This window comes from Streptomyces sp. FXJ1.172 (genome assembly GCF_001636945.3).
In the GTDB taxonomy this organism is placed as follows: Bacteria; Actinomycetota; Actinomycetes; order Streptomycetales; family Streptomycetaceae; genus Streptomyces.
In genome coordinates, this window is sequence record NZ_CP119133.2 from 2,035,915 (window position 1) to 2,051,892 (window position 15,978).

Below are 15,978 nucleotides of genomic sequence, written 5' to 3' on the forward strand. Positions count from 1 at the left end.
TCAAGCACCGCCGACATCGGACCGCAAGATGTCGCGCGAACTCTGTAATTATTTGACAGCTATCCGGATCTCCTCGATCGCCTCGGGGGCGCTCAGTCGCGCGGGGCTTGCGCGGTGGATCCGCGGACCACCAGCTCCGGCTCGAACAGCAGCTCCTCGGCGGGTACGGCGGTGCCGCCGATCTGCGCGTTCAGCAGCTCGACGGCCGCGCGGCCCATGGCCTCGATGGGCTGGCGGACGGTGGTCAGCGGGGGTTCGGTGCAGTTCATGAAGGCCGAGTCGTCGTAGCCGACGACGGAGATCCGCCCCGGGACCTCGTACCCCTTGCGGCGCGCGGCCCGGATCGCGCCGAGCGCCAACGGGTCGCTGGCGCAGATGATGCCGGTGACACCGCGCTCGATCAGCCGGGAGGCGGCCGCGTGGCCGCCCTCGATGGAGAAGATCGCGCGCGCCACGAACTCCTCCGGCAGGTCACGGCGGACCGCGCGCGCGGCGGCCAGCTTGCGGGCCGAGGGCACATGGTCGCCGGGGCCGAGGACCAGACCGATGCGCTCGTGACCGAGGGAGGCCAGATGCCGCCAGGCCTGCTCGACGGCGACGGCGTCGTCGCAGGACACGCCCGGGAAGCCGAGGTGTTCGATGGCCGCGTTGACCAGTACGACGGGGATGTTGCGCTCGGCGAGCAGCCGGTAGTGGTCGTGCGGGGCGTCGGCCTGCGCGTACAGGCCGCCGGCGAAGACCACGCCGGAGACCTGCTGCTGGAGCAGCAGCTCGACGTAGTCCGCCTCCGACACGCCGCCCTTGGTCTGGGTGCACAGCACCGGGGTGAGCCCGAGCTGGGCGAGCGCGCCGCCGATGACCTCGGCGAACGCGGGGAAGATGGGGTTCTGCAGCTCCGGCAGGACCAGGCCGACGAGCCGGGCGCGTTCGCCGCGCAGCTGGGTCGGGCGCTCGTAGCCGAGGACGTCGAGGGCCGTCAGCACCGCCTGCCGGGTGGCTTCGGAGACTCCGGGCTTGCCGTTGAGCACCCGGCTGACCGTGGCCTCGCTGACCCCGACCTTCTTCGCCACTTCCGCAAGTCGTCGCGTCATGAGCGCAAGCGTAGCGCAAATTATGCAAGTTGCTTGCAGAAACCGCTCGCACGAGAGGACACGGGAGGGCGTGCGCGCCAGCGCCGGGTACGGGTGCGGGTACGTGCGGGTGTGCGGGCGAGCGGGCGCGGTGTCCCGACCCGGCGCCGCCGGCGACCTGAACGCCGGCGGTGCCGGGTCAGTCCTGGGGCGCCGGGACGACCGTGAGGTGGGGCGCCGTGCCGCGCGGGCGGCGCGGGCGGCGTACGGGCGCGGCGGGGCGGCGGGCGTCGCGCAGGACCATCGTCAGGCGCCGGTAGCCGATCTCCCGCAGGGTCTGCGGTGTCTCGTCGACGACCCGGCACTCGGTGGGGCCGCGGCGCGGGTCGGGGTGCAACAGCAGCCGCACGGCCCCGTCGAGCCGGGTCCCGGCCTCGCCGACCGCCCGCATCCAGTGCGGCAGGCCCTGCCGGTAGGCGGCCTCCATGATCGGGTCCTGGGCGATCTCCCGCCGCACCGCCTGGAGTTCGTGATCGTGGCCGTACGTCTCCAGGGCGGACCTGAGATGGGCCAGCATCGGCAGGCACCAGCCCGGCTCGTGCTCGCCGAGGACCTCGGCGGCGTCCGGGTGGAAGAGCACGAACCGCAGGAAGTTGTCGCCCGGCATGGCCGTCGGATGCGGGCGGGCACCGCGGAAGAGCGTCGCGTACGCACTGTTGGCCATGATGACGTCCCAGCGGTGGTCCACGACCAGGGAGGGCAGGACGAGGGACTCCAGCAGCGCGGCGTAGTCCTGGAGGTACGCCTGGGTGTCGCACGTCTCGGGGACGGGCCGCGGTGCCGGCCGCCGCCCTCCTGCCTGATGTGCCATCGGGAGGTCACCCCTCTTGCCTATGCGGCCTTGACGCGGCCCCTGCGATCCTGCGACCCCGGCAAGAGGCATGTCAACTATCGTGGCATTTCCTGCCTGTTGACGGCTGAAATTCGCCACAGTTGTGGCGACACCTGGATGTGAGTTCGAGGCACCGGCTAATCTCCGGGAAGTTCACGGCGGCCGCGCGCAGGACCCGCGGACGCATCGGACGCGTCGGACGCATCGGACGCAACGGAAGCCCTCGAGAGACGTAGGAGTTCTGTCGGTGACGGATGGCTACGAGGATCCGGGCGCCTCGGCGACCGCCCAGCTGCCGGCCGTCGTCGCCCGCGTCACCGCGCTCGCCGACCGGCTCGGCATACCGCACACCGAGGTGTTCGACGTCGTACGGCTCTGCGTGGCCTGCGGCGTCCCGGAGCCGGTGGTCAGGGCCCTGCTGAGCGGACGGCCGGCCGGCGAGCCGGACGTCCAGGCGCGCTTCCTGCAGCGCCTGGGCCTGCTGCGCCGCACCCGGCTGAAGCCGGGCGGCCGCAAGTACACCCAGCAGGAGATCGCCGACGGGGCGGGCATGTCCCGCCAGCAGGCCGGCGCCCTCATCAACGGCGACCGGCGGCCCACCATGGAGCACTGCGACGCGCTGCAGCGTTTCTTCCGGGTGCACGCCGGCTTCCTGACCGCCGAGGACCCCGAGGCACTGGCGGGTGCGCTGATGCGCACCGAGCAGGAGCTGCTGCAAAAGCTCGCCGACCGGGAGCGGGCCGCCGCCTCGGCCGACGGGGATCCGCTGGAGCGGCTGCTCCAGGACCACGGGGTGCGCGGGATCGCCTGGCGGGCGGCGCAGTTGCCGACCGACCAGCACCGGGACAAGGTCGCGGAGTGGCTGGACATGCTCTTGGAGAGCGTCAAGCGGCCCGAGTCGTGAACCGGGGGAGGACCGTGGGCATCGGCAGGGACATGCGCCGGCTGTGCAACGAACTGGTGGGCGGCCTGACCCTGCCCGTGCCGGCACCGCCGCGGGAGCTGTACCACGCGCTGTGCGAGGCGATGAGCCGGCGCCGCGGCCGCCCGGTGCGCTTGCGTACGGCCGCCTTCCCGACCGGCACGGCGAGCGGACTGTGGCTGGAACTGACCGACCGCGACGTCGTCGTCGTGGAGGAACGCACCGCCCCCGCCCACCAGTTGGTGATCCTCGGCCACGAGCTGTGGCACATGCAGGCCGACCACCGCGGGCACCCCGTCGCCGGGATCGGGGTCGCCACGCGGCTGCTGGACGACGACACCGACCCGGCCGCGCTGCAGGCCGCGGTGCAGCGGGTCGCGGCCCGGACCCGCTTCGCCCTCGCCGAGGAACGGCAGGCTGAGGCCTTCGGCCTGCTGCTGTCGTCCAAGTGCCGTACCTGGCTGGCCGGTTCGCCATCGCGCGGCCCGGGGCGGCGCGACCGTCTGGCCGGCCGTATCGAGGTCACCCTGGGCTATCCGGGGCCACAGGGCTGAACCGTCCGGGAGGCGTCGGCGTGCCGGGAGGCGTCCAGGTGCGCGGCCGGACCGCGCTGCGCCGAGCGGACGATGCGGGGCGCAGCCGGACGGCATTGTCAGTGGTGGGCGGCAAGCTGGAGGTGCGCGCATGTGTGCGCGACCGTGACGCCTACCCGGGGAGAGCCGACCGATGCCCACCGCCGTACTGACCGACCGTGAGCGCACCGCCGTCCAGGCCTATCTGCGGCTGCTGCACACGGTGCGCGCCGCCTTCGACGGGCCGCCGGACGGCGGCCGGCCCGCCATGGTGCCGCCCGCCGTGCTGGCCGAGGCGGAGCAGGCCCTGGCCCGGGCGGGGCTCGCGGGCAACGAGGAGGAGTTCTTCCGCCTGCTGCGCGACTGGCACCCGCACCCACCCGCCTGAGTGCCGCCGGGCCCGCGCGGCCGGGGCCTCACGCGTGCGGTACGACCACGCTGGTGGCCACCAGCGCGTCGCGTACGGCCCACCGGCCCTCGAACACCCGGATCCTGCGGCCCGCGACCAGGGGCCCGGGGACGAGGAGTTCGGCGTGCAGGGTGCCGTGCGCCGCGCTGTCCGGATCGGGGCGCAGGGTGATGTCGGCCTCGGAGAAGTCCAGCCACTTGCGGGTGAGGGGGAACCACGCCTTGTAGACGGACTCCTTGGCGCTGAACAGGACCCGGTCCCAGTGCACGGCGGGCCGCCGCGCGGCGAGACGGGCGAGCCGCTCGGCCTCGGCGGGCAGGAACACCGCGTCGCCGACGCCCTCGGGGAGCGGCCCGTGCGGCTCGGCGTCGATGCCGAGGGAGGCCAGTTCGGCCGCGCGGACGAGAGCGGCGGCGCCGTAGCCGTCGCAGTGGGTCATGCTGCCGGTCAGTCCGGCCGGCCACACGGGGGCACCCCGCTCGCCGTTGACGACGGGCTGGGCCGGCACACCGAGCTTCTCCATGGCGCGCCGGGCGCACCCGCGTACGGCGGCGAACTCGCGGCGGCGCTTGGTCACCGCGCGCTCGACGAGCGCCTCCTCCTCGGCGAAGAGCGGGGTGTCCCACAGCGGATCGTCATGGTGTGCCTCCACGGCCACGACCGACTCCGGGAGCAGCTCCTCGATCACCGGCTTCGACCTCCATCGGCAGGATACGGCGCAGCCGGCCCGGGGACTGCGGGCGCTTGCGCCACTCTCGGGGGTAACCCACGGAGACCTCCACGAAGCGGACTCCGTCGTGCCAGGTCGTGCGGGGGATGTGCAGATGACCGTAGACCATGGTCGCGACGGGGAACCGGCGGTGCCAGTCGGCGGTCAGCGTGGTGCCGCACCACATGGCGAACTCGGGGTGCCACAGCACCTCGGTGGGGTGCCTGTGCAGCGGGTAGTGGTTGGCCGGTACGACGGGCAGGCCCGCGGGCAGTGCGGCGAGCCTGCGCTCGGTCTCGGCGACCCGGGCCCGGCACCAGGCGTCCCGGGTCGGATAGGGGTCGGGGTGCAGCAGGTACTCGTCGCTGCAGACGATGCCCGTGCTCTCCGCGTAGGCCAGGCCTTCGGCCTTGGTGGCGCAGCCGGCCGGCAGCCACGAGTAGTCGTACCCGAGGAACAGGGGCGCGACGGCGACCGGGCCGCCCGGTCCCTCCCACACCGGGTAGGGATCCTCGGGAGTGACGACGCCCAGCTCCCGGCACAGGGCGACCAGATGCTCGTAGCGTGCGAGGCCCCGCAGGGTGACGGGGTCCTTGGGATGGGTCCACAGGTCGTGGTTGCCCGGTGCCCACAGCACCTTGCGGAAGCGGCCGGCGAGCGTGGCGAGGGCCCAGCGGATGTCGGCCACGGTCTCGGCGATGTCACCGGCCACGATCAGCCAGTCGTCATCACCGGCGGGATGCATGCCCTCGACCAGGGCTCGGTTCTCCGGATAGGAGATGTGCAGGTCACTGATGGCCAGCAGCTGTCCGTCCCCGGCCGTCGACTCCACCCCGTACCCCTCTCCGATCATCCTCGCCCGGACCACAAGAACACATTCCCGGACCCGGGACAAGGGGGTCCCCGGCCGGGTGCCGGGGCCCGCGCGGGTCCGTGGATCCGTAACATCCGCGTTGCACGCGCGGGCTCTTGAAAGCCGTATGATCGCCCCAACACCGACGTCTCAACCTCCCTTTTCGCAGGGGTTGTTCGGTGTCCCTTCCTCTCTCCTGCCCGGGCACGGGCCGCTCAGCCCTGCCCGAAATCCCCGAAAGGCGGCCTGCATGTTCTCTCGCGTACGCGTCTGGCTCAACCGCACGTACGCGGAGAACGTCTTCTTCATGGAACAGCTGCGCAGAAATCCCAGCGACCGCGCGGTGGAGATCCATGCGACGCACGGGGACCCCGACTCCCCCGTGCTGGCCGCCGCCGACACCGCGGACCTGGAGCCGGAGGGCCTGTCCCCGGCCGGCTACGTCGAGTACGCGCTCGACCAGTGCGCCCGGCGCGGCATCGACGTGTTCGTGCCCCGGCTGCACCAGGCGGCGATCGTGGCGCACCGAGCCGACTTCGCGGCGGCCGGTACGGCGCTGCTGGCGCCGACGCCCGAGGCGGTGGCCGTGTTCGAGGACAAGGCGACCGCGTACGAGGCGGTCCGCTCGGTGGGGATCCCGGTGCCGCCGTGGTGGCGGGTGCGGACCGCGGACGAACTCCTCGCGGCGGTCGAGGAGCTGGAGGCGGCCGGGCACAAGGCGTGCTTCAAGCCGGCCGCCGGTGCGGGCGGGGTCGGCTTCCGGGTGATCACCCGCGCCCCCTTCTCGCTGGCCCACCTCGCGGGCTTCCCCGGCCCGTACGTACAGCTGGACCTGGCCCTCCAGGCGCTGCGGCACTGCGAGGAGCCGGTGGACTGGCTGGTGATGCCGCGCCTGGAGCAGCCCGAGGTCTCGGTCGACGTCCTCACCGGGCCCGACAACCGGGTGCGGCTCGCGGTGGGCCGCACGAAGAACGGCCGCCGGCGGGGCTTCACCCTGGACGAGCGGTGGCTGGCACCGGCCCGGCTGATCGCGGGGGGCTTCGGGCTGCACCACCTGTCCAACGTCCAGTTCCGCATGTACGGCGACCAGCCGGTGCTGCTGGACGTCAACACGCGGCCGGCCGGCGGGCTGCACCAGCTGTCGCTGTGCGGGGTGAACGCCCCCTGGGCCGCCGTGCAGCTGGCGCTCGGCGAGGACCCGGGAACCATCGAGCCGCCGTTCCTGGGGCAGGACTACACCGTGGTGTCGGGACCGCGGCCGTTGCTGCCGGCCCTTCCGCGGCAGCGGACCGAGGAGGCCGAGGTGCCGCTTCCCGCCCTGTCCGTGCCGGTGCCCGTGCAGGCGGCCTCGGCGGCGGAGGCACTGCCGCTCTAGGCGTGTGCCGGGAGCGGGTCCCGATGGTCGCCCGCGCTCGCGCGGCGGGAGCCTCATGTTCCCTACGGCCCCGCACCCGTGGGCCCCGCGTCCCTACGGACCCGCACCCGTGGGCCCCGCACCCCTGCGGGCGTGGGGCCCACGGGTGTCTCAGCGCGCCACGGCCAGCCGCAGTGTCCGCACCTCGAACGGCCGCAGCCGCACCGGTACGGCGTCGCCGTCCGCTTCGGCCTGCTCGAGCGGGCGTTCCAGCAGGTCGGTGACCTCGGCGCGGGCCAGCGGGAAGCCGGTGCGCAGCAGCCCTTCGGCGCGCCCGCCCCGGGACTCGTACAGCCGGACCACCACGTCCCCGGAGCCGTCGTCGGCGAGCTTGACCGCCTCCACGGTCACGCCCTCGCCCTGGACGCGGACGACGGGCTCGGGCTCGCCCGCCGAATCGGCCACGCGCAGCGGGAGGTTGAGGGCGTAGCCCTCCGCGACCGCGTCCTCGATGCCCGCGCCGGGCAGCAGCGCGTAGGTGAAGCGGTGGCGGCCCTGGTCGGCCCCGGGGTCGGGGACGCGCGGGGCGCGGACCAGGCTGAGACCGATCGTGGTGGTCGTACCGCCGTCTTCCCGCACCGTGCGGGTGACGTCGTGGCCGTAGGTGGAGTCGTTGACGACGGCGACGCCGTAGCCGGGCTCCGCGATGTGCACCCAGCGGTGGCCGCAGACCTCGAAGCGGGCCGCCTCCCAGGTGGTGTTGGTGTGGGTGGGCCGCTGGACGTGACCGAACTGGATCTCGGCCGAGGAGTGCGGGGCGCGCACGTCGACGGGGAAGCCCGCCTTGAGGATCTTCTCCGTCTCGTGCCAGTCGATGTCCGTCTCGATGTCGATCCGGGCGCTGCCGGCGCGGACGGTGATCGTCTGGGTGATCCGGGAGCCCTGGCCGAAGGAGCGGACCACGCGGATCGCGCCGACGAGGGGGCCCTCCTCGGTCACGGTGACCGAGTCGCGCTCCAGCAGGTCGGTGCAGCGGTTGCGGTAGTGCTTGTCGATGTCCCAGGCGTCCCAGTGGTTGGGCAGGTCGGTGTGGAGGCGGAGCAGGTTGCCGGGACCGGCGAGGACTTCGCGGCGAGCCCGTAGATCGTAGACAGACGACAGTGTTCCGTCTTCTGTCACCTGTACACGGACGATTCCATTCTCCAGGGTGTGTCCGCGCACGGTCACCGGGTGCGGGGGCTCGGCCGGGGTGAGGGGCGCGGAGCCGCCTGCGGGCACCCACACGTACACCGGTGTGCCCTCGGAGGTGCGGACCACCTCGGCGCGGTCGCGGGGGCCGGTGTTGAACACACGGGGTGCTCCAGCGCCGAGGGCGGCGATCGCCTCGCCGGTGAGCGCCGTCAGCTCTTCCGCCACGCGGGCGTATTCGGCCTCGGCCTCGCGGTGCACCCAGGCGATGGAGGAGCCGGGCAGGATGTCGTGGAACTGGTGCAGCAGGACCGTCTTCCACAGCCGGTCCAGCTTCTCGTACGGGTAGGCGTAGCCCGACGCGTGCAGGGCGGCCGTGGTGGCCCACAACTCGGCCTCGCGCAGCAGGTGTTCACTGCGGCGGTTGCCCTGTTTGGTGCGGGCCTGGGTGGTGTAGGTGGCGCGGTGCAGCTCCAGGTACAGCTCGCCCACCCACACGGGGGCGTTCGGGTACTCGGCGCGGGCCTTGGCGAAGAACGCGTCCGGGTGCTCGATCTCGACCTTCGCCGAGCCTTCCAGGTCCTTCAGGCGGCGGGCGCGTTCCATGATCTCGCGGGTGGGGCCGCCCCCGCCGTCGCCCCAGCCGAAGGGGGCGAGGGAGCGGGTGGCGCCGCCCTTCTCGGCGTAGTTGCGCACGGCCCGGGACATCTCCTCGCCGCTGAAGCGGGCGTTGTAGGTGTCGATGGGCGGGAAGTGGGTGAAGATCCGGGTGCCGTCGATGCCCTCCCACCAGAAGGTGTGGTGGGGGAAGGTGTTGGTCTGGTTCCAGGAGATCTTCTGGGTGAGGAACCAGTCGTTGCCGGCGAGCTTGGCCAGCTGCGGGTAGGCAGCGGTGTAACCGAAGGAGTCCGGCAGCCAGACGCCCTTGGTCTCGATGCCGAAGTGGTCCATGAAGAACCTTTTGCCGTGCACGAGTTGGCGGGCGAGCGCCTCGCCGCCGGGCAGATTGCCGTCGGCCTCCACCCACATGCCGCCGACCGGCGCCCACTGGCCCTTCGCCACCGACTTCTTGATCCGCTCCCAGACGTGGGGGTAGTGGTCGCGGACCCACTCGTACTGCTGGGCCTGGGAGCAGGCGAAGACGAACTCCTCGTACTCGTCGGCGAGCGCGGTGACGTTGGAGAAGGTGCGGGACGTCTTGCGCTTGGTCTCGCGGATGGGCCACAGCCAGGCGGAGTCGATGTGCGCGTGGCCGACGCCGGAGACGATGTGCGCGCTGGCGTGGGCGGGCTTGGCGAGCACGGGCTTCAGGGCGTCGCGTACGGCGCTCGCCGAGCCGGAGACGTCGTCCAGGTCGAGCAGGTCCATGGCCCGGTCGAGGGCGTGGGTGATCTCGTGCCGCCGCGGGTCGTGCTCGCCCAGTTCCCGCATCAGTTCGCGCAGCACCTGCAGGTCGAGGTCGAGGTGCCAGACCGGTTCGTCGAGGACGGCGAGGTCCGCGCGGCGGAATGTATACAGTGGACGGTCGCCTGCCGTCCGTACATCGCCGAGCGGGGTCGGCGCGGCGAAGCCGTTGGCGAGGACGTCCGGGTTGGAGGCCGCCTCCACCAGGTACTCGACGACTTCGCCGCCGGCCGCCGGGCGGGCGACCGGCACGTACTGGTTGAGCGGGTTGACCGCCTTCAGCGGGGTGCCGTCGGTGCGGTGGACGAGGGCCTCGGCCTGGTTGCCGGGCCAGTCGCCGACGAAGCCGAGGTCGATGACGGACTCGACGTGCCTGCCCGCCCACTCGGCGGGCACCTCACCGCGCATCCGGAACCAGGTCGTACCCCAGGGCGGCCCCCACGGGGTACCCGTCGTGAACGGCGTGTACACGGCGGCCGCGGCCTCCTCGAAGGAGACCGGTTCCCCGGGGGCCTGCCAGGCGGCCACCTCCAGGGGGACGCCGGCGGCGTAGATCGCGGGCTTGATGCGCTGGTCGTGGAGGCGTGCGACGCGCTCCTCGATGCGACGGCGTTCGTCGTGCATGGCGGTCTCCAGGAGGGAGAGGCGAGCAAAGGGCTGAAAGCGCTTACTAAGGCTGCTCACTCAAGGTACGCGAGGCCAGGATGGACCTCGGTGTAGCCCTCCACCAGTGCACGGGCGACGGTGACCGAGTCGATCAGCGGGTGCAGCGCGAAGGCCTTGACCGCCGTTCGCCGGGAGCCGGACTCGGCGGCGGCGAGCACCTCCCGCTCGACGGCCTTGACCGAGCAGACCAGCCCGGTGGCGTGCCCCGGCAGCGGATCGACCGCGACGGGATGGGCACCGTTGGCGTCGACCAGGCAGGGGACCTCGATGACTGCGTCGCCGTCGAGCGCCGACAGCGTGCTGCCGTTGCGCACGTTGAGGATCAGCGTGGTCCGCTCGTCGTGGGCGATGGCCCGCATCAGGGCGAGCGCGACCTTCTCGTAGCCGCCGGACAGGTCGTCGGCCTCGCGCTCGCCCGCACCGGCGCTCTGCCGGCTCTCGGCCATGTAGGTGGCCTCGCGCTCGGCCCGGGTGCGGTCCCACACGTGCAGTGCGGAGCAGTCCGTGCGCAGGGCCTCGTCGTAGAACCGGGCCTGCTGGTCGCGCAGGAAGGCACCCCGGGTCCGCCCGGCCTGCTGGTAGGCGCGTACGGCTTCCCGGTTGAAGTAGTAGTAGTGCAGGTACTCGTTGGGGATCGCGCCGAGCGACTGCAGCCAGTCGGCGCCGAACAGCCTGCCCTCCTCGAAGGAGCCGAGCAGGGCGGGGTCGGCGAGCAGGCGCGGGAGTTCGTCGCGGCCGGCGACGTGCAGGCCGCGCACCCAGCCGAGGTGGTTGAGGCCGACGTAGTCGACGAAGGCCTGCCGCGGGTCGGCGCCGAGGACGCGGGCGATACGGCGGCCGAGGCCGACGGGTGAGTCGCAGATGCCGATGACGCGGTCGCCGAGGTGCCGGGACATGGCCTCGGTGACCAGGCCGGCCGGGTTGGTGAAGTTGATGACCCAGGCGTCCGGGGCGAGCCGCGCCACGCGCCGGGCGATGTCGACGGCGACGGGCACGGTCCGCAGACCGTATGCGATCCCTCCGGCGCCGATGGTCTCCTGGCCGAGTACGCCCTCGGCGAGCGCCACCCGTTCGTCGTCCGCCCGGCCCTGGAGGCCGCCGACGCGGATCGCGGAGAAGACGAAGGCGGCGCCGGCGAGCGCCTCGTCGAGGTCGGTGGTGGCGGTCACCTCGGGCGCGTCGGGGATCCCGGCGGCCTGTTCATCCAGTACACGGGATACCGCATACAGTCGGCGGTCGTCCAGGTCGTGGAGGACGACCTCGGTGACCCGCCCTTCGGCGTGGTCGGCCAGCAGTGCACCGTATACGAGTGGCACGCGGAACCCGCCGCCACCCAGAATCGTCAGCTTCACCTCTGCACCCTTTCCTGGTCCTGCGCCACGACCTCCTCGGCTCCGGCTTCCCGGAGGACGGGCCGGGCGGCCGGGTCCGCCGGCCCGCCGCTCACCACCGCGTCCGGGTCCGGGTCACCGGGACCGCACACCCGCGCCCTGCCCGCGCCCGGGAGTTCGGCGCCGTCGACGAGCAGGACTGCTCCGGCACCTGACGTGATCACGGCCCGCCCGGCCGGCGCCTCGGCCGCGGTCGTGTCCCTCACCTGCCCGCCGGGCCGGATCCCGCCGGCTCGAGGCAAGCGCCGGCCGGCGTGCGACAGGAGGCCGTCCTCGGTGAGGACGCCGACGGGGCAGCGGGTCTCACGGCGGGCCAGGCCGCCGGGCGGCACCGGCCGGCGGCCGGCCGCTCGTTCTCGCGCCGGGCCTCGGTGAGCCGGTGGCGCCGCTCCGCGAAGCCGGGCGCGGTCCTTCGGCCCGGGCTCCCGCGCCCATGCCGCTCGTCCGCGAGGTTCCGCACGTGCCGGGCGTGCGCGCGGTGTTCGGGCAGGATGCCCGCTCGCTCGCCCGTCGGGCACATCCGGAAGCGTGACATGCCGTCACAGTAGCGCCTGCTCGAGGCCGGGCCCGACAGCGTGTCCCCCAGGTCGCCCCCTCCCCGCTGAACAGCCGCTCACGGCACCCACGACTGCCCACGGCGCCACCGGCCGCCCGGCCACCGGCCATCCCACCCTCCGGTCATCCCGGCCATCGCGGCCACCGCAGCCATCCCGGCCACCGCAGCCATCCCGGCCACCGCGGCCATCCCGGCCACCGCGGCCACGCCGTGGTGATGGCCCGCGCCCGCGCGGCCCACCGGTCGGCCGTCGAGTCAACCCCGGCTCTTCAGGGCGGCTTCATCCGGTGGTCCCGGGGCCGCGGGATCGTGCACCGCGTGAGCGACGGAAGACCGGCCGGGCGCATGGACGCCGGGCCGTACGTGCACCGGGGGAGCCGGGCTCCGGTCGGCATCCGGTGCCTGCGGCACGAGGGAATCGTCCTCGTCAACGACCATGCGGTCCAAGGACTCGGCAGGCTGGCGGCGACCTGGGAGCTGGTGCGGGCCGACGGCCGGATCCTGACCGCCCCCGCCGAACTGCCTGACCTGCGGCCGGGCCAGACGGCGGCCGTGTCCCTGCCGTTCCGGCTGCCACGGGACGGCGGCGCGGCGTGGCTGACGCTGCGCGTGGTGACGACGGCGGACGAGCCGTGGGCGCCGCGCGGGACGGAGCTGTGCGCGCCGCGGGTCCGGCTGCCGGCGAACGGGGCCGCCCGGCACGCCGGGGCCGAGAGTGCCGTACACGCGTCCCGCCCAGCGCGATCCCCAGTCCCAGCACCGGAACCGGCAACGGCAACGGCCGGGAACCGTCGCCGGAACCGGCCCCTGCGCGCCCTCTGAACCCCCGTCCGAACCCCCTGGGCGAGCTGCCGAACCCCTCTTGCCCCCTGGCTTTCACGGAGCACACGTGTGTACGTCGCATGACCCTGTCCGGGGCGAGGCCGCGCAGCCCGGTGCCGGACGACGCAGTTTCCTCAGGGCCACCGCGCTGCTGGGCGCGGCCGCCACGGCCGGGGGCACGCTGCCGGGTGTCGCCGAGGCCGCGGCGAGGACCGCCCGGCGGCCCGACCCGGAGAGCCGTCGCTTCACCCTCGCGGTGATGCCCGACACCCAGTACCTGTTCGACGGGCCGAGCATCGACCCGGCGCCCGTCGAGGCGTCGTTGCGCCATCTGCTGGAGCAGGACGGCGAGGGAGGCGAGAAGGGCGAGAACATCGTCTTCCTGTCCCACCTCGGTGACCTCACCCAGAACGGCGCCGAGGAGGAATTCGCCGCGATCGGACGGGCGTTCGGGATCCTCGATCGCGCGGGGGCCGGTTACAGCGTGCTGGCCGGCAACCACGACGTGCGGTCCTCGACGGACGACCAGCGCGGCGCGACGCCGTATCTGGACGCCTTCGGTCCGCGGCGGTTCAGGGACAGTGCGACGTTCAAGGGCGCCTCCCCGGACGGCTACAACACCTGTCACCTGTTCAGGGCGGCCGGGCGTGAGTGGCTGGTGCTGGCGCTGGACTGGCGGTTGTCGGCGCAGGGGTACGCATGGGCGAAGGACGTCCTCGCCCGGCACCCGCGCACTCCCGTGATCCTCACCACGCACGAACTCGTCGTCGGGGACGGCCGGTTGTCGGCGTACGGGGAGCAGCTGTGGGACCAGCTGATCAAGGACCACGACCAGATCTTCCTGACCCTGAACGGCCACTACTGGCCGGCCGGGCGGGCGGTCCGCGAGAACGCGGCCGGGCACGAGGTGCACCTCCACCTGACGAACTACCAGAACCGGTATTTCGGCGGTGCGGCGATGATCCGCCTGTACCGCTTCGACCTGGACCGCAATGTCATCGACGTCGAGACGGTCTCCCCGTGGATCCTCGGCCGAGCCGGCGAGGGCCTGAACGCGCTCGAGCGGCAGGAGATGGAGCTGAGCGGCGACGCGGACCGCTTCTCGGTCGGCATCGACTTCGCCGCCCGCTTCTCCGGCTTCGACCCGGTGCCGGCCCGCCCCGCGCGCCCGGTGCCGAGGATGCTGGTCCCGGGCACGGTCGCGTACTGGCGGTTCGAGTCGCCGGTCTCCGGGACCGTGCGTGATCTGTCCGGCCGGGGCAACGACCTCACCGTGGTCGCGGTCGGCGGCGGCTCGCTCGGCTGGTCGGCCGACCACCACCCGGACCAGCCCGGCCACGGCAGCCTGGAGTTCCAGGGACACAAGTCGCCGCTGAAGGGCGCGTATCTGCGTACGGTCGACGGCGCGCCCCTCAACTCGGCCACTCTCACGAACGGTTACACCATCGAGGCGTTCTACCGTCTCCCGGCCGACTGGGACCCCGCCCACCACGCGTGGTCGGGCATCGTCAGCCGCACGGGCACGGGCGGTGCGGCCGGCAAGACCGCCGACGACCCGGACGAGCCGCTGGCCACGCTCTCCTTGTCGGACGACCGTGAGCCGCAGTGGGCGATGCGCCCGCTCAACCAGGAGGGCATCGCCACGAACTGGGGGCAGGAGACCCCGCTGGAGACCTGGTGGCACCTGGCGGTCGTCAACGACGGCAGACACACCACCCTCTACGTGGAGGGCTGCCCGGTCGCCCGCAACCCCAAGGCCCCGGCCGCCGGGATCACCTCCGTCGGGCTGGCGTGGCTGCTCGGCGGCTACGAGTACGCCGGGAAGATCGACCAGATCCTGCACGGCCGCCTCGGCGACGTCCGGATCGTCGCCCGGGCGCTGCCCGTCACCGCCTTCATGAACCACTGACCGCCGCCGCGTGGCACGAGGGCCGTCACGACCGGGCAGCGGCTCCCCGCCCGAGCCGGCCCGGTGCTGTCCCCCGCCCACCTCCACGCCCCGCCCGCCTCGACGCCCCACCCACCTCCACGCTCCCCGCCTGCCTCGACGCCTCCCGCCCACCTCGGCGCCCCCGTCCTCGCCGACGGGGCCGGAGCCCGGTGCGGCACCGGCTCCGCACCCGCGCCTCCCGGCTCCCGCACGTGGGCATGTCCGCGTACTGTCGGCGGTGACGATCTCGCCGGGGCCGGCGGGGAGCGGCGGCGAGGGCGAGGTGGGTGCCGGTGGGCGAGCGGTCCGCTGCCGACCGGCTGCTGGCCGTGCTCGCCGCGTTCGACCACGAGCACCCCGCCCTGTCGCTCACAGACATCAGCCGCCGGGCCGGGCTCAGCCTGACCACCGCGCACCGGCTGGCGGGCGTCCTGACCGCGTGGGGCGCGCTGGAACGCGACGCGTCCGGGGTCTACCAGGTGGGCCTGCGGCTGTGGGAGGTGGCCGCGCTCGCCCCGCGCGGCCTCGCCCTGCGCCAGCTGTCGCTGCCGTATCTGGAGGACCTGTACGAAGCGACGCACGAGAACGTGCAGCTGGCGGTGCGCGACGGTGCGGAGGTCGTCTACGTCGAGTGGCTGCAGGGCCGTTCGGCGGTGGGCGTGCACATCAGGATCGGCGCCCGCTGGCCGCTGCACGCCACCGGGGTCGGGCTCGCCCTCCTCGCGCACGCCGGTCCGGCCGTCCAGGAGGAGTACTGCGCCGGGCCGCTCGCCGCCTTCACCCCGTACACGATCACCGATCCGGTGCGGCTGCGGCGCACGCTCGCCGAAGTGCGGCGCGCGGGCGTGGCGGTGAGCGAGCGTCAGGTGACCGAGGACGCGCTGTCGGTGGCGGCGCCGGTGCGCGGCGCGGACGGCGAGGTGGTCGCGGCGGTGTCGGTGGTGGTGCCCCGCGCGGGTGCCCAGGTGCCGGCACTGGCCCCGGCGGTCCGGCTGGCGGGGCGGGGCATCTCCCGGGCCCTGGGCTGGCGGCCGTAGCGCACGCGCGGTTGCGGTCTGCGCGAGACCGGCCGAAGGACCGGGGCACCCGGCCAACGGGTTCAACGCGCTCAACGGGCTCAACGGGCTCAACGGCTGGAAGCTGTCGTGGGCCGAGTGGCAGGCGGGCAGCGCACTCTGAGCCGGTACGGGTGGCTTCACCCCGTGAACTCCCCCGTGAATCAAGGACTTTCCTTGTTTCA

14 protein-coding genes are annotated in these 15,978 nt (G+C 73.3%); 7 read left to right on the forward strand and 7 right to left on the reverse strand.

Going from position 1 to position 15,978, the window contains the following annotated elements; genetic code table 11:
- Positions 1-92: 92 nt before the first annotated feature.
- Entirely contained in the window at positions 93-1,091 is a 999-nt protein-coding gene (locus tag A6P39_RS09120) for a LacI family DNA-binding transcriptional regulator (protein ID WP_199840986.1), read from the reverse strand.
- 178 nt (positions 1,092-1,269) lie between these two features.
- Positions 1,270-1,941 (reverse strand): MmyB family transcriptional regulator, encoded by a 672-nt coding sequence (locus tag A6P39_RS09125; protein ID WP_067053957.1) that lies wholly within the window; start codon positions 1,939-1,941, stop codon positions 1,270-1,272.
- Positions 1,942-2,209: 268 nt separating this feature from the next.
- On the opposite strand from A6P39_RS09125, the gene A6P39_RS09130 reads away from it, so the two are divergent.
- From A6P39_RS09130 to A6P39_RS09140, 3 genes are all read left to right on the forward strand, one after another.
- Positions 2,210-2,866: a helix-turn-helix domain-containing protein gene (locus A6P39_RS09130; RefSeq protein WP_067053959.1), complete on the forward strand. Its 657-nt coding sequence runs from the start codon at positions 2,210-2,212 to the stop codon at positions 2,864-2,866.
- 14 nt (positions 2,867-2,880) lie between these two features.
- Positions 2,881-3,438, forward strand: a complete 558-nt coding sequence (locus tag A6P39_RS09135) for a toxin-antitoxin system, toxin component (RefSeq protein ID WP_067053961.1) — start codon at positions 2,881-2,883, stop codon at positions 3,436-3,438.
- A 172-nt stretch (positions 3,439-3,610) separates the two neighbouring features.
- Complete coding sequence (locus A6P39_RS09140; RefSeq protein ID WP_067053963.1) at positions 3,611-3,844, forward strand: hypothetical protein; 234 nt, start codon at positions 3,611-3,613, stop codon at positions 3,842-3,844.
- A 28-nt stretch (positions 3,845-3,872) separates the two neighbouring features.
- On the opposite strand, the gene A6P39_RS09145 is transcribed toward A6P39_RS09140, so the two are convergent.
- Both A6P39_RS09145 and A6P39_RS09150 read right to left on the reverse strand, forming a co-directional pair.
- Positions 3,873-4,553 (reverse strand): 4'-phosphopantetheinyl transferase family protein, encoded by a 681-nt coding sequence (locus tag A6P39_RS09145; protein WP_067053964.1) that lies wholly within the window; start codon positions 4,551-4,553, stop codon positions 3,873-3,875.
- Positions 4,501-5,406, reverse strand: coding sequence for a metallophosphoesterase family protein (locus A6P39_RS09150; protein WP_067054036.1), 906 nt, complete (start codon positions 5,404-5,406; stop codon positions 4,501-4,503). Before A6P39_RS09150 ends, A6P39_RS09145 begins: the two co-directional genes overlap by 53 nt.
- Positions 5,407-5,677: 271 nt before the next feature.
- Between A6P39_RS09150 and A6P39_RS09155 the strand changes: the two genes are divergently transcribed.
- Positions 5,678-6,802, forward strand: a complete 1,125-nt coding sequence (locus tag A6P39_RS09155; RefSeq protein ID WP_067053966.1) for an ATP-grasp domain-containing protein — start codon at positions 5,678-5,680, stop codon at positions 6,800-6,802.
- Positions 6,803-6,952: 150 nt separating this feature from the next.
- Here the strand turns inward: A6P39_RS09155 and A6P39_RS09160 are convergent, their stop codons facing one another.
- From A6P39_RS09160 to A6P39_RS09170, 3 genes are read right to left on the reverse strand one after another with little or no spacing between them, the layout of a single operon-like run.
- Complete coding sequence (locus tag A6P39_RS09160; protein ID WP_067053967.1) at positions 6,953-9,997, reverse strand: alpha-mannosidase; 3,045 nt, start codon at positions 9,995-9,997, stop codon at positions 6,953-6,955.
- 56 nt (positions 9,998-10,053) lie between these two features.
- Positions 10,054-11,391, reverse strand: a complete 1,338-nt coding sequence (locus A6P39_RS09165; RefSeq protein WP_067053969.1) for a 6-phospho-beta-glucosidase — start codon at positions 11,389-11,391, stop codon at positions 10,054-10,056.
- Positions 11,388-11,636: a hypothetical protein gene (locus A6P39_RS09170; protein ID WP_159396176.1), complete on the reverse strand. Its 249-nt coding sequence runs from the start codon at positions 11,634-11,636 to the stop codon at positions 11,388-11,390. The genes A6P39_RS09165 and A6P39_RS09170 overlap by 4 nt, the downstream gene beginning before the upstream one ends.
- Positions 11,637-12,304: 668 nt before the next feature.
- Between A6P39_RS09170 and A6P39_RS09175 the strand changes: the two genes are divergently transcribed.
- The 3 genes from A6P39_RS09175 to A6P39_RS09185 all read left to right on the forward strand — a co-directional run bounded on the left by A6P39_RS09175 (position 12,305) and on the right by A6P39_RS09185 (position 15,775).
- Positions 12,305-12,808, forward strand: coding sequence for a DUF4981 domain-containing protein (locus tag A6P39_RS09175; protein ID WP_443052840.1), 504 nt, complete (start codon positions 12,305-12,307; stop codon positions 12,806-12,808).
- Between the two features lie 67 nt (positions 12,809-12,875).
- Entirely contained in the window at positions 12,876-14,717 is a 1,842-nt protein-coding gene (locus tag A6P39_RS09180) for a LamG-like jellyroll fold domain-containing protein (RefSeq protein ID WP_067053976.1), read from the forward strand.
- A gap of 314 nt (positions 14,718-15,031) precedes the next feature.
- Entirely contained in the window at positions 15,032-15,775 is a 744-nt protein-coding gene (locus A6P39_RS09185; protein ID WP_067053977.1) for an IclR family transcriptional regulator, read from the forward strand.
- The last annotated feature ends 203 nt before the right edge of the window (positions 15,776-15,978 follow it).

What these genes read in the sequence shown, in the direction of transcription:
- A6P39_RS09140 (WP_067053963.1), top strand. Translation starts at nt 3,611, where the DNA reads ATGCCCACCGCCGTACTGACCGACCGTGAGCGCACCGCCGTCCAGGCC.
- A6P39_RS09160 (WP_067053967.1), bottom strand. Translation starts at nt 9,997, where the DNA reads ATGCACGACGAACGCCGTCGCATCGAGGAGCGCGTCGCACGCCTCCAC.
- A6P39_RS09125 (WP_067053957.1), bottom strand. Translation starts at nt 1,941, where the DNA reads ATGGCACATCAGGCAGGAGGGCGGCGGCCGGCACCGCGGCCCGTCCCC.
- A6P39_RS09155 (WP_067053966.1), top strand. Translation starts at nt 5,678, where the DNA reads ATGTTCTCTCGCGTACGCGTCTGGCTCAACCGCACGTACGCGGAGAAC.
- A6P39_RS09120 (WP_199840986.1), bottom strand. Translation starts at nt 1,091, where the DNA reads ATGACGCGACGACTTGCGGAAGTGGCGAAGAAGGTCGGGGTCAGCGAG.